The 23522-nt window shown below is 70.1% G+C and carries 30 protein-coding genes; 5 read left to right on the top strand and 25 right to left on the bottom strand.

The features are described 5' to 3' along the window. The first annotated feature begins 251 nt into the window (after window positions 1–251). Entirely contained in the window at window positions 252–830 is a 579-nt protein-coding gene (locus tag AOA12_RS03530) for a hypothetical protein (protein ID WP_054680226.1), read from the top strand. A gap of 134 nt (window positions 831–964) precedes the next feature. Here the strand turns inward: AOA12_RS03530 and AOA12_RS03525 are convergent, their stop codons facing one another. Continuing rightward, the gene (locus tag AOA12_RS03525) at window positions 965–1966 is read right to left on the bottom strand and encodes a helix-turn-helix transcriptional regulator (protein ID WP_054680223.1); all 1002 of its coding nucleotides are present in this window, start codon (window positions 1964–1966) and stop codon (window positions 965–967) included. Between the two features lie 299 nt (window positions 1967–2265). Between AOA12_RS03525 and lepB the strand changes: the two genes are divergently transcribed. Next, entirely contained in the window at window positions 2266–2994 is a 729-nt protein-coding gene (gene lepB, locus AOA12_RS03520; protein ID WP_054680221.1) for a signal peptidase I, read from the top strand. Window positions 2995–3396: 402 nt separating this feature from the next. On the opposite strand, the gene AOA12_RS03515 is transcribed toward lepB, so the two are convergent. The 4 genes from AOA12_RS03515 to AOA12_RS03500 form a co-directional block, all read right to left on the bottom strand. Continuing rightward, complete coding sequence (locus AOA12_RS03515; RefSeq protein ID WP_054680218.1) at window positions 3397–3576, bottom strand: hypothetical protein; 180 nt, start codon at window positions 3574–3576, stop codon at window positions 3397–3399. Next, a complete protein-coding gene (locus AOA12_RS24085; RefSeq protein WP_054680215.1) occupies window positions 3576–4271 on the bottom strand; it encodes a hypothetical protein in 696 nt (231 codons plus the stop codon). Before AOA12_RS24085 ends, AOA12_RS03515 begins: the two co-directional genes overlap by 1 nt. Before the next feature lie 84 nt (window positions 4272–4355). Next, window positions 4356–5195 (bottom strand): universal stress protein, encoded by an 840-nt coding sequence (locus tag AOA12_RS03505; protein WP_054680212.1) that lies wholly within the window; start codon window positions 5193–5195, stop codon window positions 4356–4358. Window positions 5196–5306: 111 nt separating this feature from the next. Continuing rightward, a complete protein-coding gene (locus tag AOA12_RS03500) occupies window positions 5307–5537 on the bottom strand; it encodes a type II toxin -antitoxin system TacA 1-like antitoxin (RefSeq protein ID WP_054680209.1) in 231 nt (76 codons plus the stop codon). A 227-nt stretch (window positions 5538–5764) separates the two neighbouring features. On the opposite strand from AOA12_RS03500, the gene AOA12_RS03495 reads away from it, so the two are divergent. Together AOA12_RS03495 and AOA12_RS03490 are read left to right on the top strand one after the other, a co-directional pair. Then, a complete protein-coding gene (locus AOA12_RS03495) occupies window positions 5765–6865 on the top strand; it encodes a hypothetical protein (protein ID WP_054680206.1) in 1101 nt (366 codons plus the stop codon). A 139-nt stretch (window positions 6866–7004) separates the two neighbouring features. Beyond that, entirely contained in the window at window positions 7005–7694 is a 690-nt protein-coding gene (locus AOA12_RS03490) for an endonuclease/exonuclease/phosphatase family protein (RefSeq protein WP_054680203.1), read from the top strand. Between the two features lie 326 nt (window positions 7695–8020). Here the strand turns inward: AOA12_RS03490 and truA are convergent, their stop codons facing one another. Beyond that, the gene (gene truA, locus AOA12_RS03485) at window positions 8021–8854 is read right to left on the bottom strand and encodes a tRNA pseudouridine(38-40) synthase TruA (protein ID WP_054680200.1); all 834 of its coding nucleotides are present in this window, start codon (window positions 8852–8854) and stop codon (window positions 8021–8023) included. Between the two features lie 95 nt (window positions 8855–8949). Between truA and AOA12_RS23500 the strand changes: the two genes are divergently transcribed. Continuing rightward, complete coding sequence (locus AOA12_RS23500; protein ID WP_054680199.1) at window positions 8950–11109, top strand: acyltransferase family protein; 2160 nt, start codon at window positions 8950–8952, stop codon at window positions 11107–11109. Window positions 11110–11378: 269 nt separating this feature from the next. Here AOA12_RS23500 and rplQ read toward each other — a convergent pair whose 3' ends face one another. The 19 genes from rplQ to rplX all read right to left on the bottom strand — a co-directional run bounded on the left by rplQ (window position 11379) and on the right by rplX (window position 23522). Next, on the bottom strand, window positions 11379–11945 hold the full coding sequence (gene rplQ, locus AOA12_RS03475) for a 50S ribosomal protein L17 (RefSeq protein ID WP_054680196.1): 567 nt from the start codon (window positions 11943–11945) through the stop codon (window positions 11379–11381). A 29-nt stretch (window positions 11946–11974) separates the two neighbouring features. Then, window positions 11975–12964, bottom strand: a complete 990-nt coding sequence (locus AOA12_RS03470) for a DNA-directed RNA polymerase subunit alpha (RefSeq protein WP_054680194.1) — start codon at window positions 12962–12964, stop codon at window positions 11975–11977. Window positions 12965–13147: 183 nt separating this feature from the next. Next, on the bottom strand, window positions 13148–13546 hold the full coding sequence (gene rpsK / locus AOA12_RS03465) for a 30S ribosomal protein S11 (RefSeq protein WP_047544506.1): 399 nt from the start codon (window positions 13544–13546) through the stop codon (window positions 13148–13150). Window positions 13547–13581: 35 nt separating this feature from the next. Then, window positions 13582–13962 carry a 30S ribosomal protein S13 gene (gene rpsM, locus AOA12_RS03460; RefSeq protein WP_054680191.1) on the bottom strand — a complete coding sequence of 127 codons (381 nt, stop codon included), beginning with the start codon at window positions 13960–13962 and terminating at the stop codon, window positions 13582–13584. 299 nt (window positions 13963–14261) lie between these two features. Next, window positions 14262–14378 carry a 50S ribosomal protein L36 gene (gene rpmJ, locus AOA12_RS03455; protein WP_005050492.1) on the bottom strand — a complete coding sequence of 39 codons (117 nt, stop codon included), beginning with the start codon at window positions 14376–14378 and terminating at the stop codon, window positions 14262–14264. A gap of 101 nt (window positions 14379–14479) precedes the next feature. Next, a complete protein-coding gene (gene infA, locus AOA12_RS03450) occupies window positions 14480–14701 on the bottom strand; it encodes a translation initiation factor IF-1 (RefSeq protein WP_005050493.1) in 222 nt (73 codons plus the stop codon). 296 nt (window positions 14702–14997) lie between these two features. Beyond that, window positions 14998–15981, bottom strand: coding sequence for a hypothetical protein (locus AOA12_RS03445; protein ID WP_156366371.1), 984 nt, complete (start codon window positions 15979–15981; stop codon window positions 14998–15000). A 230-nt stretch (window positions 15982–16211) separates the two neighbouring features. Next, window positions 16212–16892 carry a DsbA family protein gene (locus AOA12_RS03440; RefSeq protein ID WP_054680184.1) on the bottom strand — a complete coding sequence of 227 codons (681 nt, stop codon included), beginning with the start codon at window positions 16890–16892 and terminating at the stop codon, window positions 16212–16214. Window positions 16893–16966: 74 nt separating this feature from the next. Next, the gene (gene map, locus AOA12_RS03435) at window positions 16967–17800 is read right to left on the bottom strand and encodes a type I methionyl aminopeptidase (protein ID WP_082405893.1); all 834 of its coding nucleotides are present in this window, start codon (window positions 17798–17800) and stop codon (window positions 16967–16969) included. A gap of 2 nt (window positions 17801–17802) precedes the next feature. Continuing rightward, window positions 17803–18390 (bottom strand): adenylate kinase, encoded by a 588-nt coding sequence (locus AOA12_RS03430; protein ID WP_054680181.1) that lies wholly within the window; start codon window positions 18388–18390, stop codon window positions 17803–17805. Beyond that, a complete protein-coding gene (gene secY, locus AOA12_RS03425) occupies window positions 18387–19712 on the bottom strand; it encodes a preprotein translocase subunit SecY (RefSeq protein ID WP_054680177.1) in 1326 nt (441 codons plus the stop codon). The genes AOA12_RS03430 and secY overlap by 4 nt, the downstream gene beginning before the upstream one ends. 99 nt (window positions 19713–19811) lie before the next feature. Then, on the bottom strand, window positions 19812–20300 hold the full coding sequence (rplO, locus tag AOA12_RS03420) for a 50S ribosomal protein L15 (RefSeq protein ID WP_082405892.1): 489 nt from the start codon (window positions 20298–20300) through the stop codon (window positions 19812–19814). Further along, window positions 20297–20482: a 50S ribosomal protein L30 gene (gene rpmD / locus AOA12_RS03415; protein WP_054680173.1), complete on the bottom strand. Its 186-nt coding sequence runs from the start codon at window positions 20480–20482 to the stop codon at window positions 20297–20299. Before rpmD ends, rplO begins: the two co-directional genes overlap by 4 nt. Further along, complete coding sequence (rpsE, locus tag AOA12_RS03410) at window positions 20482–21150, bottom strand: 30S ribosomal protein S5 (RefSeq protein WP_231637170.1); 669 nt, start codon at window positions 21148–21150, stop codon at window positions 20482–20484. Before rpsE ends, rpmD begins: the two co-directional genes overlap by 1 nt. A 14-nt stretch (window positions 21151–21164) precedes the next feature. After that, a complete protein-coding gene (gene rplR / locus AOA12_RS03405) occupies window positions 21165–21524 on the bottom strand; it encodes a 50S ribosomal protein L18 (RefSeq protein WP_054680170.1) in 360 nt (119 codons plus the stop codon). 2 nt (window positions 21525–21526) lie between these two features. Beyond that, entirely contained in the window at window positions 21527–22063 is a 537-nt protein-coding gene (gene rplF / locus AOA12_RS03400) for a 50S ribosomal protein L6 (RefSeq protein ID WP_054680167.1), read from the bottom strand. A 6-nt stretch (window positions 22064–22069) separates the two neighbouring features. Then, window positions 22070–22468 carry a 30S ribosomal protein S8 gene (rpsH, locus tag AOA12_RS03395; RefSeq protein WP_054680163.1) on the bottom strand — a complete coding sequence of 133 codons (399 nt, stop codon included), beginning with the start codon at window positions 22466–22468 and terminating at the stop codon, window positions 22070–22072. Between the two features lie 104 nt (window positions 22469–22572). Next, window positions 22573–23160, bottom strand: coding sequence for a 50S ribosomal protein L5 (rplE, locus tag AOA12_RS03390; RefSeq protein ID WP_054680160.1), 588 nt, complete (start codon window positions 23158–23160; stop codon window positions 22573–22575). Window positions 23161–23162: 2 nt separating this feature from the next. After that, window positions 23163–23522: a 50S ribosomal protein L24 gene (rplX, locus tag AOA12_RS03385; RefSeq protein WP_054680157.1), complete on the bottom strand. Its 360-nt coding sequence runs from the start codon at window positions 23520–23522 to the stop codon at window positions 23163–23165.

Genomic DNA, 23522 nt, shown 5'->3' with positions numbered 1-23522 from the left:
GAACCCGGCGCGTCCGTCTCCCTGACAGGGAGGGTACAGGGGATCACTGGGAAAAGTGCCCACGATGACCATGGATGGCTGTGACTCGACCGCACGTGGCGGCGTCACGACATCCGGCGATTCGCGCAGTATCCCCGGCGATTCGCGCAGCACGCGCGGCCCGTGTCGCCCGCGACCGCATTCTCGTGAATGCACCGACCCGAGGGTGCACGTGCCCGAACACGTGCACCCGTTCAACTACGGAGACACCCATGAATGCTGAGAACAGCGCGGCCACCGCGCATCCCACCGCGCGCCGCCGCACCGTGATCAAGGGCGCGGCCTGGTCGCTGCCCGTCATCGCGATGGCCGTCGCCACGCCCGCCAGCGCGGCCACCGACCCCACGACGCCGAAGACGACGCCCGGCGTCGACCTCTTCGAGCGCAGCGGTGGCGGCGGCTACGGCGAGACCAAGGGCCTCGTCACGAACTCGAACTACCTCGACCCGAACGCCGACGGGGTCTTCCAGACCAAGCTCGTGCTCGACAAGAAGCCCGGCCACACGACCGAGCCGCCGTCGGGCACGCAGAGCGGCCTCATCACCTACACGATCTCGCTGAACGGCTACTCGTTCACGAGCCAGGACAAGTGGCAGCTGCAGGGCTGGAGCGTCGTCAGCAACAACGGCACGACCGCCGTGCTCACCTACCCGTCGATCGCCATGTACGGCAGCACGGGCCAGATCCAGATCCCCGTGTACCGCACCGCGGGCACCGGCTCGATCACCGTCACCGTCGGCTCGACCGTCGCCGGCAGCGCCGGCAACGTGGTGCCGGGCAGCACGTACTGACGGAGCGGGATGGACGGCCCTCGGCGCTCCTGCGCCGGGGGCCGGTCGTGCCCATGCGCGGGGGCCACTGTGCTGGGGGTCTCTGCGCTGGGGGCCTCTGTGCTGGGGGCCTCTGCGTTGAGCGTCGTTCGTCGCTATGCGCTGAGCGCCGTTCGCCCGCGCGCCCGGCGGTAGGCGAGCGGCGACGTTCCGAACTGCCGCACGAAGGCGCGCCGGAAGGTGTCGACGGTCGCGAAGCCCGACAGGCGCGCGATCTGCGCGACGCTCTGCTCGTCGTAGGCGGGGTCGCACAGGCAGTGCGCGGCGTGCCCGAGCCGGTGCGCGGCGATCTCGCTCGCGGGCGTCGTTCCCGACTCGGCGAGCGCCGCCTGCAGCGTGCGCAGGCTGATGCCGAGGGCGTCGGCGACCCGCTGCGGCGAGAGCGCGACGTCGGCGTGATACTGCGCGATGTACGCGAGCGCCGCCGAGGTGACGTACGACCCGCTGCGCGCGGCGTGCGTCGCGTGCTCGTCCCACGTGGCGAGGGCGAGGTGCGTGATCATCTGCACGAGGATGTCGCCCACGCGCACCTGCTCACGCGCGCTCGGCGCCTGCTTCAGCGTGGCCAGCGCGTCGGTGAACTGCATGATCGCGCGCAGCGTGACGGTGTGCTGCGGCGACACGGGCGTGATCGTCTGACCGCGCCAGGCCGTGAGCGGCGCACCGAACGGGGAGCGGCCGATGCCCACGAGGGTCACGGACGCGTCGCCGTTCCAGGGCAGATCGGCCGCGTTCTGCCCGTCGATCAGCGCCGCCTGCCGTTCGAGCCCCCGTTCCTTCGTGTAGGCGAGATAGAACGGCACCTCGGTGCGCGCCGGCACGGGACGCACGCCGACCCGCGCACCCGCGACGCGCACGACGAGCGCCTCGCCGAAGAGCCGCCAGCGCACCTGCGCCGGCTCGTTCGCCGTGCCGGGGTGCAGCACGAGGCCGGCGGCGCGCAGCCCGTCGATCGCGACGGCGTCGTGCGGGTCGATGAGCGCCTCGTTCCGGCCGTGGCCGCGCAGCCGATCGTCGAGCAGCACGAGCGGATGCGCGCGCGGCGGCACACCGCGGGCGCTGGGCGACAAGAGCTCGACGACGCGTGCAGGGGGCATCTCGGAACACCTCGGGGAGTCGGGGCGCGCATCGGGTCATCGCGCCCGCACATCCCTCAGATAAAGCCCTCCCGCCGAGGCTTGCGGCGCGGAAGGCGGTGCACTGTCGCGTCGGGTATGCGATCTGGCGCGTTCGGTGGCGCGAGGGTCTCCTGCCTCGCGCACGGGGGATGCGACCTGACGCGTTCGTCGGTGCGAGCGGCCCTTGCCTCGCCTGCGGCGATCACCGCCGATCCCCCGGCTTGCGCGGGGTGCGCGACCCGCCGGACGCACAGGTGCGGCCCGGTAGCGTGGATGCCATGAGCGAACCCGCGCCGCAGCCGACGCCGAGCACGCCCCCCCAGCGACCGCTGTGGCGCCGCATCACCCGATCGACGTGGTTCCACCTGTTCGCGGCGTTCGTCGTGTTCGGCCTCGTGCTCAACTTCGTGGCGAAGCCCTACCTCGTGCCCAGCGAGTCGATGGAGGAGACGCTGCAGATCGGCGACCGCATCCTCGTCAACCGGCTCGCCTACATCGGCGGCGGCCCCTCGAACGGCGACGTCATCGTGTTCGACGCCGACGCCGCATGGGACGGCGAGCGCCCCGCCGAGAGCAACCCGATCAAGGCCGTGCTGCGCTGGATCGGCGAGGTGAGCGGCTTCGGCCCGTCCGGGCCGCACACGCTGGTCAAGCGCGTCATCGGCACGCCGGGCCAGACCGTCGAGTGCTGCGACGACGACGGCGCGGTGCTCGTCGACGGCGTGCCGCTCGACGAGCCGTACGTCTTCGAGGACCTGCCGTTCCGCGCGGGGACCAGCGACTGCAGCACCGAGCCGAAGGCGCGGCGCTGCTTCGGCCCCGTCGTCGTGCCCGCGGACTCCTATCTCATGCTCGGCGACCACCGGTCGAGATCCGCCGACTCCGCGTCGATGTGCCGCTTCGAGGCCGCGACGGACGACTGCTGGGCGTGGGCGTCGCGCTCCAGCATCGTCGGCAAGGCCTCCGCGATCCTGTGGCCCATCGGCCGCTGGGGCGGCATCGACTGACCCCGGCGGGGTGCGCCCTCACATGCCCGGGCGCGTGCCCGGGGTCGTACGCCCTCCCTCCCGCGAGGGTGTCAGTTCTCCCCGCGAGGGTGCTTACTATCCCCGCGAAGGTGCCAGTTCTCCGCGCGAGGGTGCCAGCTCTCCCCGCGAGGGTGCCAGTTCTCCGCGCGAGGGTGCCAGTTCTCCGCGCGAGGGTGCCAGCTCTCCCCGCGAAGGTGCCAGCTCTCCCCGCGAAGGTGCCAGCTCTCCCCGCGAGGGTGCCAGTTCTCCGCGCGAGGGTGCTTGCTATCCCCGCGAGGGTGCTCCCTGCCCGCGGGCGAGAGCACCCTCGCGAAGACAAGGGGCACCCTCGCGAAGACAAGTAGCACCCTCGCGAGAAGGGCGGGCGCCTCGGCGAGGGCGCTACGACAGGATCGAGGCGAAGGACTCGACCGTCACGAACAGCAGGATGGCACCGCCGGCGATGATCAGCAGCACCGGCGCGATGCCGGCCGGCCGCTTCTTGCGCTTCGCGCGGCGCAGCAGCCAGCTCGCGACGACGATCATCGCGAGCGCGGCGAAGAACAGGAGACTCGAGCGCATCAGGCGGAGTCGGCGATCTGCTCGGGCACGGATGCCGGCGCCGAGGCACCGTTCGACGAGGAGACGGCCGGGGACGGCGCGGGCGACAGAACCGCCGGCGGTGTGACCGGCGACGGTTCGACGGGCGACAACAGCGCGGCAGGGGACGGTTCGACGGGCGACAGCGCGACAGGCGACAGCGGCGCGGCAGGGGACGGCGCGACCGGACGCAGCGCGACCGGCGGGGTGGCCTGGGTCCCGGCATCCGGCAGCGGCGGGAAGCCGGCGTCGTCGAGAGCGTCGGCCTCGTCGAGCGGAAGCGGCCGCGGCGCGCCGATCGAGGGCCGCACGCTCCCGGAGCCGATCGGATCGCTCGCGACGCGCGGCGCGGCGCCCACGGCATCCGTCGGCACATGCGGCGCGATCGGGGCGACCGGCGGGGCCTGCACACGCGGTTCGGGCTCCTCGAGCAGGGCGTTGCGGATGATGCGACGTGGGTCGTACTGACGAGGATCGAGCTTGCGCCACTCGACGTCGTCGAAGTCGTCGCCCATCTCCTCCTTGAGCCGGCTCTTGGCGCCCGTGGCCCACTGCTTCAGCTGCTTGACCGCGCGCGACAGCCACGCGGCCGCCTGCGGCAGGCGCTCAGGCCCGATGATGATCGCGGCGATCACGCCGATCAGCAGAATCTTCTCGGCGTCGAGCCCGAAGAACATACGTACCCACTCCCCCTGCCCGGGCCGCGCGCGAGACGGCGCTCCGCCCGGGACAATCACCCATCGTAGCGAGGGTGCGGCGGACTACCGGACGACGGCCGTCACCGTCGCAAGGCGCGCGAGCACCTCCTGGCTGATCGAGCCGAGCAGGAACCGGGCGATCGCACCACGGCCGTGCGTGCCGACGACGGCGAGCCGCGCGGTGTGCGCCATCTCGTTGAGCACGAACGCCGGGTAGCCCTGCACGACGTGACGCACGACCTCGAGGTCGGGATAGTCCTCGCGCAGGCCCGCGAGCGACAGCGCGAGCACCTCCTCGGTCGCCGCCTGCATGTTCGCCAGGTACAGCTCGGGGTAGACAGCGCTGCTGTTGCGCGGCGCGTGCAGCGGCGTCCACACCGCCACGGCGATGAGCGGCTCGCCCAGACGGTCGGCCTCGGCCGCCGCGAACCGGATCGCGTGCTCCGACACCTCCGACCCGTCGATGCCGACGACGACGCCCGAGCGCTCCCCCAGATCGATGTCGGGAACGACCACGACGGGACACTTGGCCGCGGCGGCGGTCCGCACGCCGTGCGGGCCGCGGGCCGGACCGCCCTCGCCGCGGTAGTCGCTGCCGAGCACGAGCAGGGCGGCGTGAGCCGAGGCATCCGCGAGCACCGACACGGGGTTGCCGCGCTCGACCCGGGTCGTCACGGCGACACCGCGATCGGCCACACGCGCGACGTGCTCGTCGAGCATCTCCTGCGTCGCGGCGAGCGCGTCGCGCACGACGCTCTCTTCGCCGACCGTGCCGAGGGCGCCGCCGACGACCGCGATCAGCTCGACCCGCTGGTGACGCTCGGCCGCCCGCGCGACGGCCCAGTCGACCGCCCGCCGCGAGACCGGGGCCCCGCTGACACCGACGAGAATCACATCAGACATGGTCGCTCCTTCGCCTCGGCAGCCGCGTCGCGCGATCTGCCCTTCCAGGCTATCGGGGATGCCGCGTGGGCCGGACCGTGAATTACGGGGCCGGGGAGCGAGCCGAGACGATCAGACCGACGAGGCCACCCGCTGGCGCAGAGCCGCATCGGCCTCCGCGACCCGGCGCTTGGTCTCCTCCGCCATCTGGAGGAACTCGGGGTCGTCGACCGCTCGATCGGCCTTCTCGGTCACCGCGTCTCGCACGATGGCGTTCACGGGCTTGCCCGTGATCAGGCTCATGCTTTGAAGGAGCTTGTACTCCTCGTCGGTGAATCTGACTGACAGAACACGCGTGGTCATGAGATCAACTCTCCTCCTAGGTTCGGGCCTTTCCCCGACTCTCCATCGCCGCCGGCCTCGCTGAAGCCCCCGGCCGGGACGAGGACATCCGACTCGGGGGCGAGGTCCGAGGGTGCAACTACCATGGCCGACTGTAACACGCACTACGTATGAGAAGAAGTCTTGTAGTCAGGTGCTACATGACTTAGTCTCGTGATCAGACACTTCGACCGACGCCGGAGGACAGCATGGCCTACCCCATCAACCGTCACATGTTCGACGCGAGCGAGGCCGAGCGCGTCGCGTACGAGATCGCGCATGGCGCGCGTTCCGCGGTGCGAGGGCTGGAGAGCCAGAACACCTTCGGCATCAACATCGACGAGGCGAGCGCGCAGGCGAAGCACGCCGTGTTCGCCCAGGATCCTCCCGAGATCGACGATGCTCTCGCCTATCTCAAGCGCCGCAAGGCCACGCGCGAGGGGCTCTACAGCCCCGCGAACGCGGGGCTCGAGGTGTCCGCGGCGCCGGATTCCCAGGGCGAGCAGCAGATCGGGTTCGACAAGGCCGCGTGGGATGCGGCCCAGGTCGCCGCCAACGAGGCGGGCGTGGTCGCCCTCGGCGAGGAGGACGAGCACCGCGGCGAACCGGGCGGCGGTGCGATCTCGCGCGGCCAGCGGCTGAAGTACCTGATCGGCAACGATCTCCCGTTCGCGATCGTCGATCCGCTCGACGGATCCAACCAGGCCGCCGGCATGGGCCAGCGTTCGGGATGGGCCTCCTGCGCGATGGTCAAGTACCCGGGCAGCCCCCAGCTCGCGGTCGCCGTGCTGCTCGGCGACGGACGCGGCTTCGTCGCCCACGACGACCAGGTCTGGATGAGCGAGTCGTCGCATCCTGATCGCACGCCGCTCTTCTACGCCCTCAACGTCGACCGCAGCCTCTCCGGCCTCTCCCGTGCGCACTACGTCATCCCGGCGGCGAAGCGCTCGACCGCGGAGCGGGCCGTCGCCATCATGCGATCGGACGACTCCATCGAATACATCTCGCCGCTCGGGGGCAACCCGGGGATCCTCGCCGCGATGTACGGCGCGTCCGCTCCGGCCGCCCTGCAGCCCGAGGCCTACGCCTGGGACCACATGGCCGCCCTGATCCTCGCGAACGGCGGCTTCCCCGTCATCCGCGCGACGGACACCGAGCCGCTTTCCGCCGACGACCTGGTGGAGCTCCTGCTCACCGATCTGGCCGCCGGGCGCAAGACCGAGACGCTCTACATGGGCCGCAGCCTCGAGGCGGCGATCAAGCTTCGCGACGCCGACCGACTCGCCCGCACGTTCGCCGTCGACAGCTAGTCGTCCGGTCTGCCGAAAGGCCCGACGGCACCGCGAATATCCGGCTCGCCGGATGTGGCGGAGCCCTGCCCTTACGCGGGGTCGTCGCGGGAGTGAACACCCCGGGTCGGGAGGCCCGGGCGGTCTAGGCTGAGGGGTGATGAGAGTCATCTCGTACAACCTCAACAAGCACCGGGCGGCGAACGAGCTCGAGGAGCTCGTCGACCAGCACGGCGCCAACCTGCTGTGCCTGCAGGAGGCCGACACCGAGAGCCTGCCCACGACCATCGCGGGCCTGCGCCTCGCGGAGGCGACCACGCGCAACCGGCTCGGCCTCGCCGTCTACTACCGCGAGAACACGTTCACGGCGCTCGAGGTGCGCACCCTCGCGGTCAAGAAGTCGATGCACGACATGGTGCTCAAGCCGGCCGAGGAGCGGATGCTCGGCGTACGCCTGCACGACATCGACCACGGACGCGAGTTCGTCGTCGCGAGCTTCCACGCCGCGCCGCTCACCGCGCTCAACTCGCTGCGCCGCAAGCAGATCCGCGCGGCGCTCGACGAGCTGTCGACGCTCGGCTCCGACCTGCCGACGCTCATGGTGGGCGACTACAACTATCCGGTGTACAAGGAGAGCCTCGCGCAGTTCGTGCGCGACGCCGGCTACGTGCTGACCCTCAGCGACAGCCGTACCTACACGCGCTACAAGTACTCCCGCGGGCACTACGACTTCGCGACCTCGGTCGGCTTCGACATCTCCTCGATCACGACGCTCCCGCAGGGCGCGAGCGACCACCTCCCCATCCTCGTCGAGGCCTCCCTCGGCGCCCGCCGGCTCGCCGCGGGCTGACGCGCCGTCACCGCGAGGGTGCCAGTTGTCCTCGCGAGGGTGCTGGTTGTCTGCGCGAGGGTGCCGCTTGTTTGCGCGAGGGTGCTGGTTGTTCTCCCGAGGGTGCTGGTTGTTTGCACGAGGGTGCCGCTTGTTCTCGTGGAGGTGTCATTTGCTCTCCTCGTGCGGACAAACACCTGGACAACTGGCACCCTCGTGGGGATACCCAGCACCCTCGCGAGGATAACCAGCACCCTCGCGAGGATAACCAGCACCCTCGCGAGGAGAGGTGGCACCCTCGCGAGAACAAGTGGCACCCTCGCGATTGCGAAGGGCACCCTCGGGCGCTATGCGGGGGGCTCGCGGCGGGCGCGGGTCTGGTCGGCGCGCGCGGCGAGCAGGTCGTCGGCGGGATAGCCGACCTCGACCAGGGTGAGACCGCGGGCGGCGAGCACCTTGAACGCGCTCGTGCGCTCGCGCGCGTCGCGCAGCACCGCGGCATCCTCGACCTCGAGCCGGCCCTCCCCGACCGCGACGCACGCGCCCACGAGCGCGCGCACCATGCTGTGGCAGAAGGCGTCGGCCTTGACGTTCGCGATCAGGATGCCGGTGTCGTCGCGCCGCCAGTCGAACTCCAGCAGCGTGCGGATCGTCGTCGCCTCCTCGCGCGGCTTGCAGTACGCCGCGAAGTCGTGCAGGCCGACGAGGGAGCGCGCCGCGGCATCCATCCGCTCGGCGTCGAGGTGGGCGTTGACGCTCGTGGTGTGCCGGCGCTGCAACGGGTCATAGCCGGCAGCCCGATCGGCGATGCGGTAGGAGTAGCGCCGCCACACGGGCGAGAACCGCGCATCGAACCCCTCGGGCGCGACGACGGCTCGCCGTATGCACACATCGGAATACGCACCGAGGATGCCGTTGACGCGCGCCGCCAGGGCCTCGGGCCGCGGATCTCGGCCACGCTCCAGCCGCTGCCGCTGCGTCTCGTCGAGATCGAGGTGCGCGACCTGGCCGGTGGCGTGCACCCCGGCATCCGTCCGCCCGGCGACCACGAGCCGGGGGTCGCCTCCCAGGATCCGCGCGAGCGCGGCCTCCAGCGTGCCCTGCACCGTGCGCAGCCCGGGCTGACGCGCCCAGCCCTTGAAGTCGGTGCCGTCGTAGGCGAGATCGAACCGGATGCGCACCCTGTCAGCCTACGGCGACGTCGGCCGGGGCCCCGGCATCCGCCGACGTAGACTGTCTGACTGGACCTCTGCGCACCCACCCGGATCCCTCACTCATGTCGTCGTCTTTTGCTGCCCGCCTGTCGGGGCTGGATGGGCTTCGGGCGATCGCCGTGCTGCTCGTGGTCGTGTACCACGTGTTCCCCGGTTGGGTGCTGCGCGGCGGATTCATCGGCGTCGACGCCTTCTTCGTGATCTCGGGCTTCCTCATCACGACCCTCCTGCTGCGCGAGCACGCCGACACCGGCCGCGTCGCCCTCGGCGCGTTCTGGCGGCGCCGCGCACGGCGCCTGCTGCCCGCGCTGCTGCTCGTCGTGACGGTGACGGCCACGTGGGCATGGCTCGCGGGCGGTGATCTGCTCGTCGGGCTCGGCCGGCAGGTGCTCGGCGCCCTGACGTTCTCGTACAACTGGCTCGCGCTCACCGACAGCGCGTCGTACTTCAGCACGCACCAGCCCGAGCTGCTGCGCAACCTCTGGTCGCTCGCGGTCGAGGAGCAGTTCTACCTGCTCTGGCCGCTGCTCTTCTCCGCGCTCCTGCTGCTGCGCGGGCGCACGCTGCGGGCCGCGCTGGCACTCGGCCTCGCGGGCGGATCCGCGGTGTGGGCGGTCACTCTCATCGGCGCAGGCGCCTCGCCCACGCGTGTGTACTTCGGCACCGACACGCACGCGTTCGGGCTGCTGCTGGGCGTCGCACTCGCCTTCGCGGGGCTGCACCGCGCGCGGCCCGCGGGACGCGCGGTCACGGTGATCGGCGCGGCCGCACTCGCGGGACTCGTCGCGCTGGCGACGCTCGCGCCCACGGACGACGCGGCGACGTTCCCCGGCATCCTCGTCGCGGCCTCGCTGTGCGCGACGGTCGCGATCGCGGCGGGCGCGTGGCCGGGCTCGCGGTTCGGCGCCGCGATCGACGCCGCGCCGCTGCGGTGGATCGGCGAGCGCTCCTACGGCATCTACCTGTGGCACTGGCCGCTGCTCGTGCTGCTGCCCGGCGCGGCCGCGTCGGTGGCGGGCGGCATGGGTGTGCTGGCGCTCACGCTCGTGCTCGCGGCACTGTCGTTCCGGTTCGTCGAACAGCCGCTGCGACGTCACGGCCTGCGCGCGTCGGTGGCGACCCTCGCGACCGGACTGCGCCGTACTCCCGCCCAGCGCTTCGCGTCGCTGGCCGCCTTCGCCCTCGCGATCGTGCTCGTCGGCGGCACCGCGGCGGCCGTGACGACCGGTCCGCGCGTCTCGTCGGCACAGACCGCCGTCGAGGCGGGGCAGGCGGCGCTGGATGCCGCGATGGCGGGGCAGCCGGTGTCGGCCGGGAACGGGGGCAGTGCCGGAGGCATCGGGGCGGGCGGGGGTTCACCCGAGGGCTCCGCCGACGGGATCGAGGACGTCGCGGGCGGGAGCGACGACGCCACCGGCGGGGAGGATCGCGCGGAGGCGCACGATGCGGAGAGGGATGCCGAGGGCGCGCAGTCGCACGCGGACGGCGAGCCGCGCGGAGTGAGCCGGCCCGTCTCCTCGGTGAACCGCACCGTCCTCTCCCCCATGCCCGGCCGCGCGCTCCCGACGCCGCGGATCTCCGCCGGCAGCGCCGTGTTCTCCCCGAGCCCGTCGCCCGGGCCGCGGGCACCGACTCCGGGCGGCGACGGCCGCCCCGTCCCGCCGACCGAGGTCGCGATCGACGGAGCACGCGTGAGCGCCGTGGGCGACTCGGTCATGCTCGCGTCGGCACCGGCGCTGCTGGCACGCTTTCCCGGCATCCAGATCGATGCGGCGGTGTCGCGGTCGATGTATGCCGGGCCCGGCATCCTCTCGGGGCTCGCGGCCGCGGGCGAGCTGCGCGACTACGTCGTCGTCGGCCTCGGCACGAACGGGCCGATCGAGCGCGAGACGCTCGACGAGCTGCACGCCCTCGCGGGGTCCGACCGGCATCTCGTGCTCGTCACGGCGTCCGCGCCGCGCGACTGGATCCCGGGGGTCAACGACGAGATCGTGCGCTTCGCCGCCGAGCACCCCGGCGTGCTGCTCGCCGACTGGAACGCGCTCATCGCGCCGCGCCTCGACCTGCTCGCCGACGACGAGGCGCACCCGGTCGAGGCCGGCGGCGAGATCTACGCGGATGCCGTCGTCCAGGCCATCAGCGTCGTGGAGGACCGGCACGCCCAGGCCCGCTACCAGTGCGAGCTCGGCATCTGGCTCCTCACCCGCGTTCTCCACCCCTGACCCCGCACAGTCCGCCTCGCGCTGTCACACCCTCGCACCTCGCACCGAGATGGTGGGATTCTCGCCGAACCGGTGCCTCTCCTCCCCGAGATGGTGGGTTTCTCGCCGAGCAGGTGACCCACCATCCCGGCGCAGAACCCACCATCTCGGCGCAGAACCCGCCATCTCGACGCAGAACCCACCGTCTCGGCAACCGGGCGGCGGGCGGCGGGGGAACGCGAAACGCCCCGACGATCCAGGGGATCGTCGGGGCGTTTCGGCGAGCGGTGTTACTCGGCCTTCTCCTCCACGGGGGCCTCGTCTGCAGCAGCCTCGGCGGCGGCATCCTCAGCCGGAGCCTCGGCGGCGGCGTCCTCCGCGGGAGCCTCGGTCTCGACGACCTCAGCCTCGGTCTCCTCGGCGGCGGGCTCCTCGACCGGGGCCTCGGCGGGAGCGGCAGCGGCAGCCGCCTTCTTCGCGCTCTTCGGCTTCGGGCTGACGGGCTCGAGCACGAGCTCGATCACGGCCATGGGCGCGTTGTCGCCCTTGCGGTTGCCGACCTTCGTGATGCGGGTGTAGCCGCCCTCGCGCTCGGCGACCTGCGGCGCGATCTCGGCGAACAGGATGTGCACGACTTCCTTGTCACCGATGACCGACAGCACGCGACGACGCGCGTGCAGGTCGCCGCGCTTGGCGAACGTCACCAGACGCTCGGCGTAGGGACGCAGGCGCTTCGCCTTGGTCTCGGTCGTCTTGATCGAGCCGTGACGGAACAGCGCAGCGGCCAGGTTCGCCAGCAGCAGACGCTCGTGGGCAGGGCCGCCTCCGAGACGGGGACCCTTCGTGGGCTTAGGCATATCAGTTACTCCAGGTTAGAAAAAGAAGGTCAGACGGTCTCGTCGTCGTAGCCGCTGTAGAAGTGGGCGCCGTCGAAGCCGGGCACCGAGTCCTTGAGCGACATGCCGAGCGAGACGAGCTTGTCGCGCACCTCGTCGACCGACTTCTGACCGAAGTTGCGGATGTTCATGAGCTGCGTCTCGCTGAGCGCGACGAGCTCCGACACCGTGTTGATGCCCTCGCGCTTGAGGCAGTTGTACGACCGCACCGACAGATCGAGGTCCTCGATCGGCATCGACAGCTCGCTCGTGAGCACCTCGGCGACCGGCGCGGGGCCGATCTCGATGCCCTCGGCCTCGACGTTCAGCTCGCGCGCGAGACCGAACAGCTCGGTGAGCGTGCGGCCCGCCGACGCGACCGCGTCACGCGGGGCGATCGACGGCTTGGTCTCGACGTCGAGCACGAGCTTGTCGAAGTCGGTGCGCTCGCCGGCACGCGTGGCATCCACGCGGTACGACACCTTGAGCACGGGCGAGTAGATCGAGTCGATCGGGATCTGCCCCGCCTCGGCGTACTCGTTGCGGTTCTGCGTCGCTGAGACGTAGCCGCGGCCGCGCTCGATCGTGAGCTCCAGCTCGAACTTGGCCGAGTCGTTGAGCGTCGCGATGATCAGCTCGGGGTTGTGCACCTCGACACCGGCGGGAGCCGAGATGTCGGCCGCCGTCACCTCACCGGCACCGGTCTTGCGCAGATAGGCGGTGATGGGCTCGTCGCGCTCGCTCGACACGACGAGCTGCTTGATGTTGAGGATGATCTCGGTGACATCCTCCTTCACGCCCGGAATGGTGCTGAACTCGTGCAGCACGCCGTCGAGACGGATGCTGGTGACCGCGGCGCCGGGGATCGACGACAGCAGGCTGCGGCGCAGCGCGTTGCCGATCGTGTAGCCGAAGCCGGGCTCCAGCGGCTCGATGACGAACCGGCTGCGGTAGTCGCCGACCTTCTCCTCGGTCAGAGTGGGACGCTGTGCAATAAGCACTGTGTGTTCCTTTCCGTCACGTGCCCGCTATATGACACGTGAAGTTGGTGAGGTGTTGAGTTGTCGTAGGCGGATGCCGGGGCCGGTCTCGATGCGCCGCCTTCGGCGGGACTCGACCAGCGGGGTCTGCGCCACCCGGGGCGGCGCTCGACCGATGGGGCTGCGGGCCCCGGCATCCGAAGATCAGACGCGGCGGCGCTTCGGGGGGCGGCAGCCGTTGTGGGCCTGCGGCGTGACGTCCTGGATCGACCCCACCTCGAGGCCGGCGGCCTGCAGCGAGCGGATCGCGGTCTCGCGGCCCGAGCCCGGGCCCTTCACGAAGACGTCGACCTTCTTCACGCCGTGCTCGGCGGCCTGGCGGGCGGCCGACTCGGCGGCCATGCCGGCGGCGTACGGGGTCGACTTGCGCGAGCCCTTGAAGCCCACGCCACCCGACGACGCCCAGCTGATGACGGCGCCCGACGGGTCGGTGATCGAGACGATCGTGTTGTTGAACGTCGACTTGATGTGGGCCTGGCCCAGCGCGATGTTCTTCTTCTCCTTGCGGCGCGGCTTGCGCGCGGCGGACTTGGCCTGTGCCATGAGTTCTGTTCTCCTAAACCTTTACCGTGGCGCGCTTACTTGCGGCCGGCCTTCTTCTTGCCAGCGACGGTGCGCTTCGGGCCCTTGCGGGTGCGCGCGTTCGTCTTGGTGCGCTGACCGCGCACCGGCAGGCCGCGGCGGTGACGCAGGCCCTCGTACGAGCCGATCTCGACCTTGCGGCGGATGTCGGCGGCCACCTCACGGCGAAGGTCACCCTCCACCTTGTAGTTGCCTTCGATGTAGTCGCGCAGGGCGACCAGCTGGTCGTCGGTGAGGTCCTTGACGCGGATCGACTCGTCGATCTCGGTGGCCGTGAGGATCTCGGTCGAGCGGGTACGGCCGATGCCGTAGATGTAGGTGAGGGCGATCACCACGCGCTTGTCGCGCGGGATGTCGACGCCGGCAAGACGTGCCATGCGGTGCTCCTAGGAGTCGGTGGAGGTGTGGAGCAGGATCTGTGCCCGGGCCTCCGCCCCGGGGTGTCGCCCTCGCGGGCTATCGGTCCTGCCTGATGTGTGTGTTCAGTTGTGATGGTGCAAGTAGATGCCGGGGGGCGACGTCTGGCTCGGGGTGTGGGCCTTGGTCGCTGCGGGTTTCGACGGTGGCTCGGGTGTGAGTCTCGGTCGACGCAGGTTTCGATACGCGCGCTTCGCGCGCTGCTCGACCTTGATATGGGTCGCATCAACGCGGCTGCGCCGCATTGATCCGCCCCGTATCAACCCTGGCGCTGCTTGTGGCGGGGGTTCGACTTGCAGATGACCATGACGCGACCGTGGCGGCGGATGACCTTGCAGTGGTCGCAGATGGGCTTGACGGAGGGGTTGACCTTCATGATGTTTCCTGATTCGCTGTCTTCACCCGGGCCCGGTCATCGAACGTCACGGCGAAGCCGTGGGTGCCGACGCCCCGGAGGGGTGTTACTTCTCGACCGGTCTAGCGGTAGCGGTAGACGATGCGCCCGCGGGTGAGGTCGTAGGGCGAGAGCTCCACGACGACACGGTCCTCGGGGATGATGCGGATGTAGTTCTGTCGCATCTTTCCGGAGATCGTTGCGAGCACCTTGTGTCCGTTCGTCAGCTCGACGCGAAACATCGCGTTGGGCAGCGCTTCGGACACGACGCCCTCGATCTCGATGACACCGTCTTTCTTGGCCATAGCCTCGCTCACGCTTGTGCAGACCGGCCGGTCTGCGGTGGATGGGGTTCGGTGCGGCGACACGCCAACAAAGGCGCAAGGCACCAAAGATCTAGTGTACGTGCTAAAGCCCCGCCCGGCAACTCACCCGCACGGACGCGCACCTCCCCGCCCCGCCACCGCCCCACCCCGCCTCCCTCGCCGAGTCAATCCTCCCTCGCCGAATCAACCCGCGGTGTGCGCGTACGGGGTATTGGCTGGGCGGGCGAGGATTGACTCGGCCGTGCCTGGTCACGCGAGGGAGAGGGGCGGGGCGGCTACCGCGGGAAGACGCGGAAGGCGGTGAGACGCTCCTGCAGATGGGCGACCGACGCGATGTGATCCCAGCCCCAGCGCACGGGGCGTCTTCGGGTGGTGCCGCGGACCCAGTCTTCGCGCTCCTTCTCCGCCAGCACCACCTCCGCCGGCGTCTTCCCGCCCCGCAGGCTCTCGTCGGTGTACTTGCCCTTCCCGTCGAACTCGCCCCACACATCCGTACGCCCCAGATCGAAGTCCAGGTAGTAGGTACTGCCTGCGGGGCCCGCAACCGGCAGCTGCAGACGGACATGGCGATAGCCCAGGTCGTGCAGGTAGAGCAGGCTCAGCGCCTCGCCGGGATTCGCTGCGCGGCCGTCGGCCAGGGGGAGCACCTCGCGCGCCCGCCGTACGCCCCGTGCGCCGGGCCGCAGGTGCGCCGCGATCCGCCGCCGCAGGTCCTCTGCGGCATCCTCGTCGTAGTCGTGATGCTGCTGCGGATCGATGGCGACCCGGCGCAGCGCCGCACACGCGACGGCCATGCCCGTCTCACGGCGTTCCGTGCGGAGAACGTCGGCGACCGTCAGCACGAGCGAGGTGCACGGGATGCCGTCGACGTCGGCGATCTCGTGTCCCGGAACCGGCATGCGGTGACGAGCGACGGCCATCCGTCCCCGGTCGCGCCAGCCGTCGATCGACGATCCGCCGCGCACGTGCACGCGGTCGGGTTCACAACGTGTGACCGGCAGGCCGTGCACGGCGGCCGCGGAGATGTGCGAGAAGACCGCACCTCCCCCACGCAGTCGTCGCTGCGCGGCGATGACATGCGCGAGCTGCCGGCCGTCGGCGTAGAGCGTCTCCCACTCGGCGGTGCGCATGTAGACGCCCGCACCCAGCCGCTGGAGCTCCCGCGCCCCCACCGAGCGCATGATCTCGCGCTCGGTCATGCCATCGCGCATGAGCTCGGCACGGGAGAGGAGGCGAGGGCGGATCTCGTGGGGATGCATGCGCCCCACTGTGCCGCGCACAACGGCCGCAGTCCCCAGCATCCCCCCGATCCGTGGACAACCCACGCGATCACGCCCCTGGGGACGAGATCTCGCGCGCTCCCCTCCCCCGCCGAGTCAATCCCCCGTCGCCGAGTCAATCCCCGAACGACGCGAATCGGAGGTTGATTCGGCGATCAGGGATTGACTCGGCGGGGGTGCTCGCGGGTGGGGCGCCTGCGCCCGAGGGGCTAGTTCAGGCGGTCGAGGATGTCGGCCTGCGGGTTGCCGGTGACGCTGATGTACTCGCCGTTGACGAGGAGGGTCGGGGTGCCGCGGCTGCCGGTCTCGGGGTTCTCGGGCAGATTGTCGGTGTTCTCCTGCACCAGGTCGTCCCATGCGCGGGCGCTGAAGCAGTCGGCCACCGACTCCGGCGCACCGGCCTCGGTCGCGAGCTTCAGCAGCTCGTCGTCGCTGAGGCCCGCGCCCGACGGGTTGAGCGCGAACACCGACTGGAAGAACGGGTACGCCGCCTCGGGCTCGGCCTCGGCCACGCAGTAGGCCGCGTTCGAGCCGCGCTTGGAGAAGTCGGTGCCCGACGCCGCGTTCAGGCTCGGCAGCGCGACCGGGAACAGGCGCAGCGTGATCGACTCGTCGGCCAGCGCGTCGTCGATCGTCTCGCCGTAGGTCTGCTCGAACACCTGGCAGTGGCCGCAGTAGAAGTCGAAGTACACGTCGACCTCGTTGGAGCCCGTGCCGACGAGGATCGCGCCCGACTCCTGGTCGATGCCCGCGCTGTCCGGGCGCGGGGCCGGGGCCGACGCGGCCGCGTTCATCCAGACGACCAGCGCGCCGACGGCGACGATCGCCACCACGACGCCGATCGACACCCATACGGCGAACCAGTTGGTGCTCTTCTGCTGCTGTGCCATTGCCTTCGCTCTCTCGCCTCTGGTGCTCTCTCTGCTCCGGGCTCTCTGCCTCGTAGCCGTGCCTCTCGCCGGGCTCAGCCGATCGGCGCCGGCACGACCCCGAAGGGCGCCAGGCCTGCGGCTCCGCCGTCGGGTGCCGTGAGCACCCAGACACCACCATCGTGCACGGCGACGCTATGTTCCCAATGTGAGCCGTCGCTGCCGTCAACAGTCGTCACAGTCCAGTCGTCGTCCTCGACGAACGTCTTCTCCGAGCCCGACGTGACCATGGGCTCGATCGCGAGGCACAGGCCCGCGCGCACCTCGGGCCCGAGGTCGTCGACCCGGTAGTTGAACACCGTCGGCCCCTCGTGCATCCTCCGGCCGATGCCGTGGCCGACGTACTCGCGGAGGATGCCGTAGTCGCCGGCCTCGGCCGTGATCGACTCCTCGATCGCGACGCCCACCTCGCCCACGCGCGATGCCGACGCGAGGGCGGCGACGCCCGCCCACAGCGAACGCTCCGTCACGGCCGACAGGCGCTCGCGCGCCGCGACGAGCTCGGGCCGCGCGGGATCGGGCACGACGATCGTGATCGCCGAGTCGCCGTTCCAGCCGCGGAACTGCGCGCCGCAGTCGATCGACACGATGTCGCCGGGCTCGAGCACCCGCTCCCCCGGGATGCCGTGCACGACCTGGTCGTTGACCGAGATGCACGTCGTGTGCCGGTAGCCGCGCACGAGCTGGAAGTTCGACTCGGCGCCGCGCTCGCGGATGACGCGGGAGGCCGCGGCATCCAGCTCGCCCGTCGTGACCCCCGCGACCGTCAGGGGGCGCACCGCGTCGAGCGCCGCCGCCGTGATGAGCCCCGGCTCGACCATCGCCCGGAGCTGGACGGGGGTCTTGTAGAGCGAGCGGCGCAGGCCCACGGTCAGAAGGCGATGCCGCGCGCCGACAGCGCGGCGCGGATGCGCTCGGTGATCTCGTCGAGCGAGCCGACGCCGTCGATCTCGTCGACGATGCCGCGCTCGCGGTACAGGTCGAGGATCGGCGCCGTCTCGCTCTCGTAGATCGCGAGGCGCTTGGCGATCGACTCGGCGTTGTCGTCGGCGCGGCCCTGCTCGGCGGCGCGCAGCGACAGGCGCTCGATCGACTCCTCGCGCGGCACGGCGAGCTCGATGACGGCCGTCAGCGCCTCGCCGCGGCCCGTGAGGAACTCGTCGAGGTCGCCCACCTGGCCGAGGTTGCGAGGATAGCCGTCGAGCAGGAAGCCGCCCGCGGCGTCGTCCTGCGCGAGGCGGTCGCGCACGATCTCGCCCGTGAGCGAGTCGGGGACGAGGTCACCGGCGTCGATGATCGCCTTGACCTGCTGACCGAGCGGGGTGCCCGCCTGCACGTTGGCGCGGAAGACGTCTCCCGTCGAGACGGCGGGGATGCCGAGCGCCTCGGCAATGCGCACGCCCTGCGTGCCCTTGCCCGAGCCCTGCGGTCCGACGATCAGAAGGCGAGGAACGGTCATCGAAGTAGCCCTTCGTAGTGGCGCTGCTGCAGCTGCGCGTCGATCTGCTTGACGGTCTCCAGACCCACACCGACGATGATGAGGATCGAGGCGCCGCCGAACGGGAAGTCCTGATTGGCCCCGACCGTCGCGAACGCGATGAGCGGGATCATCGCGATCAGACCCAGATACAGCGACCCGGGGAGCGTGATGCGCGTGAGCACGTAGTCGAGGTACTCGGCGGTCGGCCGGCCGGCACGGATGCCGGGGATGAACCCGCCGTACTTCTTCATGTTGTCGGCGACCTCGACGGGGTTGAAGGTGATCGCGACGTAGAAGTAGGTGAACCCGATGATCAGCAGGAAGTACACGAGCATGTACAGCGGGTGGTCACCCGTCGTGAAGTTCGCCTGCACCCACGCGACCCAGCCGGGCACGTTGCCGTCGGCGTCGGGCGTCGCGTTGAACTGCGAGATCAGGGCGGGGATGTACAGCAGCGACGAGGCGAAGATGACCGGGATCACGCCCGCCATGTTCACCTTGATCGGGATGTAGGTGTTCGTGCCGCCGACGGTGCGGCGGCCCACCATGCGCTTGGCGTACTGCACGGGGATGCGACGCTGCGACTGCTCGACGAACACCACGAGCGCCACCACGACGATGCCGACGATCAGCACGAGCAGGAACGTCTCGAGGTTGTTCGTGACGTAGATGTTCCAGAAGGCGGCCGGGAAGGTCGCGGCGATCGAGACGAAGATCAGCACCGACATGCCGTTGCCGACGCCGCGCTCGGTGACCATCTCGGCGAGCCACATGATGAGGCCGGTGCCGGCGGTCATCGTGACGATCATGAGCAGCTGCGCCCACCACGCCTGGTTCGTGAGCAGCTCATCGCACTCGGGGATGCCGACGACGCCGAACAGCTGGCCCGTGCGGGCGACCGTGACGAGGGTCGTCGACTGCAGCAGCGCCAGGGCGATGGTCAGATAGCGCGTGTACTGCGTGAGCTTGGCCTGGCCGGCCTGGCCCTCCTTGTAGAGCGCCTCGAAGTGCGGGATGACGACGCGCAGCAGCTGCACGATGATCGTCGCGGTGATGTACGGCATGACGCCCAGGGCGAAGATCGACAGCTGCACGAGCGCGCCGCCCGAGAACAGGTTGACCATCGAGAGCAGGCCCTCGGTCGAGCCGGTCTGAGCGAGACACTGCTGCACGTTCGGGAAGTTGACGAACGGCGTCGGGATGTGGGCACCGAGGCGGTAGATCGCGATGATCGCCAGCGTGAAGCCGATCTTGCGTCGCAGATCCGGGGTGCGGAAGACCCGCGCGATGGCGCTGAACAATGAGATTCCTTCCGAGCGACTCCGGTGGCCTCGCGGCACACCATCATCCAGGGTACGGCAGAAGGGGCCGAGGGTAGTCCCCCGGCCCCTGCCATGTGATTATTCGGCCGTGGTGACCGATCCGCCTGCGGCGACGATCTTCTCCTGCGCCGACCCCGAGACCTTGTCGACGGTCACGTTGAGCTTGACCGAGATGTCGCCGGTGCCGAGCACCTTGACCTTCTCGTTCTTGCGCACCGCGCCCTTGGCGACGAGGTCGCCGACCGTGACGTCTCCGCCGGCCGGGTACAGCTCGGCGAGCTTGTCGAGGTTGACCACCTGGTACTCCACGCGGAACGGGTTCTTGAACCCGCGCAGCTTGGGCGTACGCATGTGCAGCGGCATCTGACCGCCCTCGAAGCCCACCTTGACCTGGTAGCGCGCCTTCGTACCCTTGGTACCGCGGCCCGCGGTCTTGCCCTTCGAGCCCTCACCGCGACCCACGCGGGTCTTGGCGGTGTTGGCGCCGGGCACCGGACGCAGGTGGTGGACCTTCAGCACGCCGGGGCGCGCGGTCTCCTGCTCGGCCTTCTTCTTCTCAGCCATCAGTCGATCTCCTCAACCTTCACGAGGTGCGCGACGGTCTTGACGTATCCGCGCGTCTGCGCGTCGTCGGGACGCACGACGGACTCGCCGATGCGCTTGAGACCCAGCGAACGCAGCGTGTCACGCTGGTTCTGCTTCTCGCTCACCTTGGACTTGACCTGCGTGATCTTCAGTCGGGCGGCCATCAGGCACCTACCTTCTGCTCACGTGCCGCAGCCTCGGCCTTCGCCTGGTTGCGGATGATGATCTCCGGAACGACCCGGTCGTAGTCGAGACCGCGGCGAGCGGCGACGGCGCGCGGCTCCTCCAGGCTCTGCAGCGCCTCGACGGTCGCGTGCACGATGTTGATCGTGTTCGACGAGCCGAGCGACTTCGACAGCACGTCGTGGATGCCGGCGCACTCCAGCACGGCACGCACGGGACCACCGGCGATGACGCCGGTACCGGCGGCGGCGGGACGCAGCAGCACGACGCCGGCGGCGGCCTCACCCTGCACGGGGTGCGGGATGGTCGAGCCGACGCGGGGCACGCGGAAGAAGTTGCGCTTGGCCTCCTCGACGCCCTTCGAGATCGCCAGCGGCACCTCACGGGCCTTGCCGTAGCCGACGCCGACGAGACCGTTGCCGTCGCCCACGACGACGAGCGCCGTGAAGCTGAACCGGCGACCGCCCTTGACGACCTTCGACACGCGGTTGATGGTCACGACGCGCTCGAGGAACTGGCTCTCGTTGCGGTCGCGGCCACCGCGCTCGCGGTTGGGGTTGCGCTCGCGACCGCCGCGGCGGGGCTCGCGCTGCTCGCGCTCGGCGGGAGCGGTGCCGGCAGCCTGCTCGGTCACTTCGGTGTTCTCCACATTCGTTGTATCGGTCACAGGTTCAGACCTCCCTCGCGGGCGCCGTCGGCGATCGCCGCGACGCGTCCGGCGTAGCGGTTGCCACCGCGGTCGAACACCACGTCCGAGACGCCTGCGGCCTTGGCGCGCTCGGCGACGAGCTCGCCGACCTTGCGGGCCTTGGCGGTCTTGTCACCGTCGAACGTGCGCAGGCCGGCCTCGAGCGTCGAGGCGGATGCCACGGTGTGACCCTTGCTGTCGTCGACCAGCTGGACGAAGACGTGGCGGGCCGAACGGGTCACGACCAGACGCGGACGCGCCTCGGTGCCGACGATCTTCTTGCGAAGGCGGGCGTGACGACGCGCACGCGCGTCGGACTTCGACTTCACGGCCATGATTACTTACCAGCCTTTCCGGCCTTGCGGCGGACGACCTCGCCCGCGTAACGCACGCCCTTGCCCTTGTACGGCTCGGGCTTGCGGATCTTGCGGATGTTCGCGGCCGCCTCGCCGACGGCCTGCTTGTCGATGCCGCTGACGGTGACCTTGTTGTTGCCCTCGACGGTCAGCGTGATGCCGGCCGGCGGGTCGACGAGCACGGGGTGCGAGAAGCCCAGCGCGAACTCGATCGAGCTGCCCTTCTGCTGCACGCGGTAACCGGTGCCGACGACCTCGAGGCCCTTGGAGTAGCCCTGGGTGACGCCGATGATGTTGTTGTTGATGAGGGTGCGGGTCAGGCCGTGCAGCGAGCGCGAGGCGCGCTCGTCGTCGGGCCGGCTGACGAGAACCTGGTTCTCCTCGACCGCGACCTCGATGGGGCGCGAGACGGTGAGCGAGAGCTCGCCCTTCGGGCCCTTGACCGAGACATCCTGGCCGTCGACGGTGATCGTCACACCGGCGGGGATGTCGATGGGAAGACGTCCAATACGCGACATGTCAGATCACCACACGTAGGCGAGGACTTCCCCGCCGACGCCCTTCTGCTCGGCCTGGCGATCGGTGAGAAGGCCAGAGGAGGTGGACAGGATCGCGACGCCCAGGCCGCCGAGGACCTTGGGCAGCTCGGTCGAGCGTGCGTACACGCGCAGACCGGGCTTCGAGACGCGCTTGATGCCGGCGATCGACCGCTCGCGGTTCGGGCCGTACTTCAGGGTGAGGGTGAGGGTCTTGCCCACGCGGGCGTCCGACACCTCCCAGCCGGCGATGTAGCCCTCCTGCTGGAGGATCTCGGCGATGTGCGTCTTGAGCTTCGAGCTCGGCAGCGACACGGAGTCGTGGTGCGCCGAGTTGGCGTTGCGCAGACGGGTCAGCATGTCTGCGACCGGGTCTGTCATTGTCATTTCGTCTGTTTCCTTTGTTCAGCGGTTTCGGATGCCGTTACACGACAGCCGACCTTCTTGATGTCTCGATACGGCGGCTGCGCCGCCACTCGACAAGCGGGTTTCTACTGAGCGTCCTCGGCCTTGAACGGGAAGCCCAGGGCGCGCAGCAGGGCACGACCCTCGGCATCCGTCTTCGCCGAGGTGACGACCGTGATGTCGAAGCCGCGCACGCGGTCGATCTTGTCCTGGTTGATCTCGTGGAAGACCGACTGCTCCTGCAGGCCGAACGTGTAGTTGCCGTTGCCGTCGAACTGCTTCGGGCTCAGGCCGCGGAAGTCGCGGATGCGGGGCAGCGCCAGGTTGACCAGGCGGTCGAGGAACTCCCAGGCACGGTCGCCGCGCAGCGTGACGTGCGCGCCGATGGCCTGGCCCTCGCGCAGCTTGAACTGCGCGATCGACTTGCGGGCCTTGGTGACGACCGGCTTCTGGCCGGTGATGAGCGTGAGGTCGGCGACCGCGCCCTCGATCACCTTGCTGTCGCGAGCCGCCTCACCGACACCGGTGTTGACGACGACCTTGACGATGCCGGGGATCTGCATGACGTTGGCGTAGCCGAACTCGTCCTGCAGGGCCTTCTTGATCTCGCCCTGGTACTTCAGCTTGAGGCGGGGCTGGATCTTGCCAGCCACCGCAGCGTCGGTAGTAGTCATTCTCAGAGGTCCTTGCCGCTCTTCTTCGCGTAGCGCACGCGGACCGTGCGCTTCACGCCGTCCTTGGTCTGCTCCTCGAGACGGTGGCCGACACGCGTCGGCTTCTTCGTCTCGGGGTCGACCAGGGCCACGTTGGAAATGTGGATGGGGGCCTCGACGGTCTCGATGCCGCCCGTCTTGGTGCCGCGCTGCGACTGGCCCACACGGGTGTGCTTCGTGACGTAGTTGACGCCCTCGACGATGATCCGGTTCTGCTCGGTGAAGACCTGCAGCACCTTGCCCTGCTTGCCGCGGTCACCGCCCTTCTCCTGCTTGCGGCCGGAGATGACCTGGACCAGGTCGCCCTTCTTGATGTTCGCCAT

The organism is Microbacterium sp. No. 7 (genome assembly GCF_001314225.1).
Taxonomy (GTDB): Bacteria; Actinomycetota; Actinomycetes; order Actinomycetales; family Microbacteriaceae; genus Microbacterium.
This window is presented reverse-complemented; position numbering and strand designations above follow the sequence as displayed.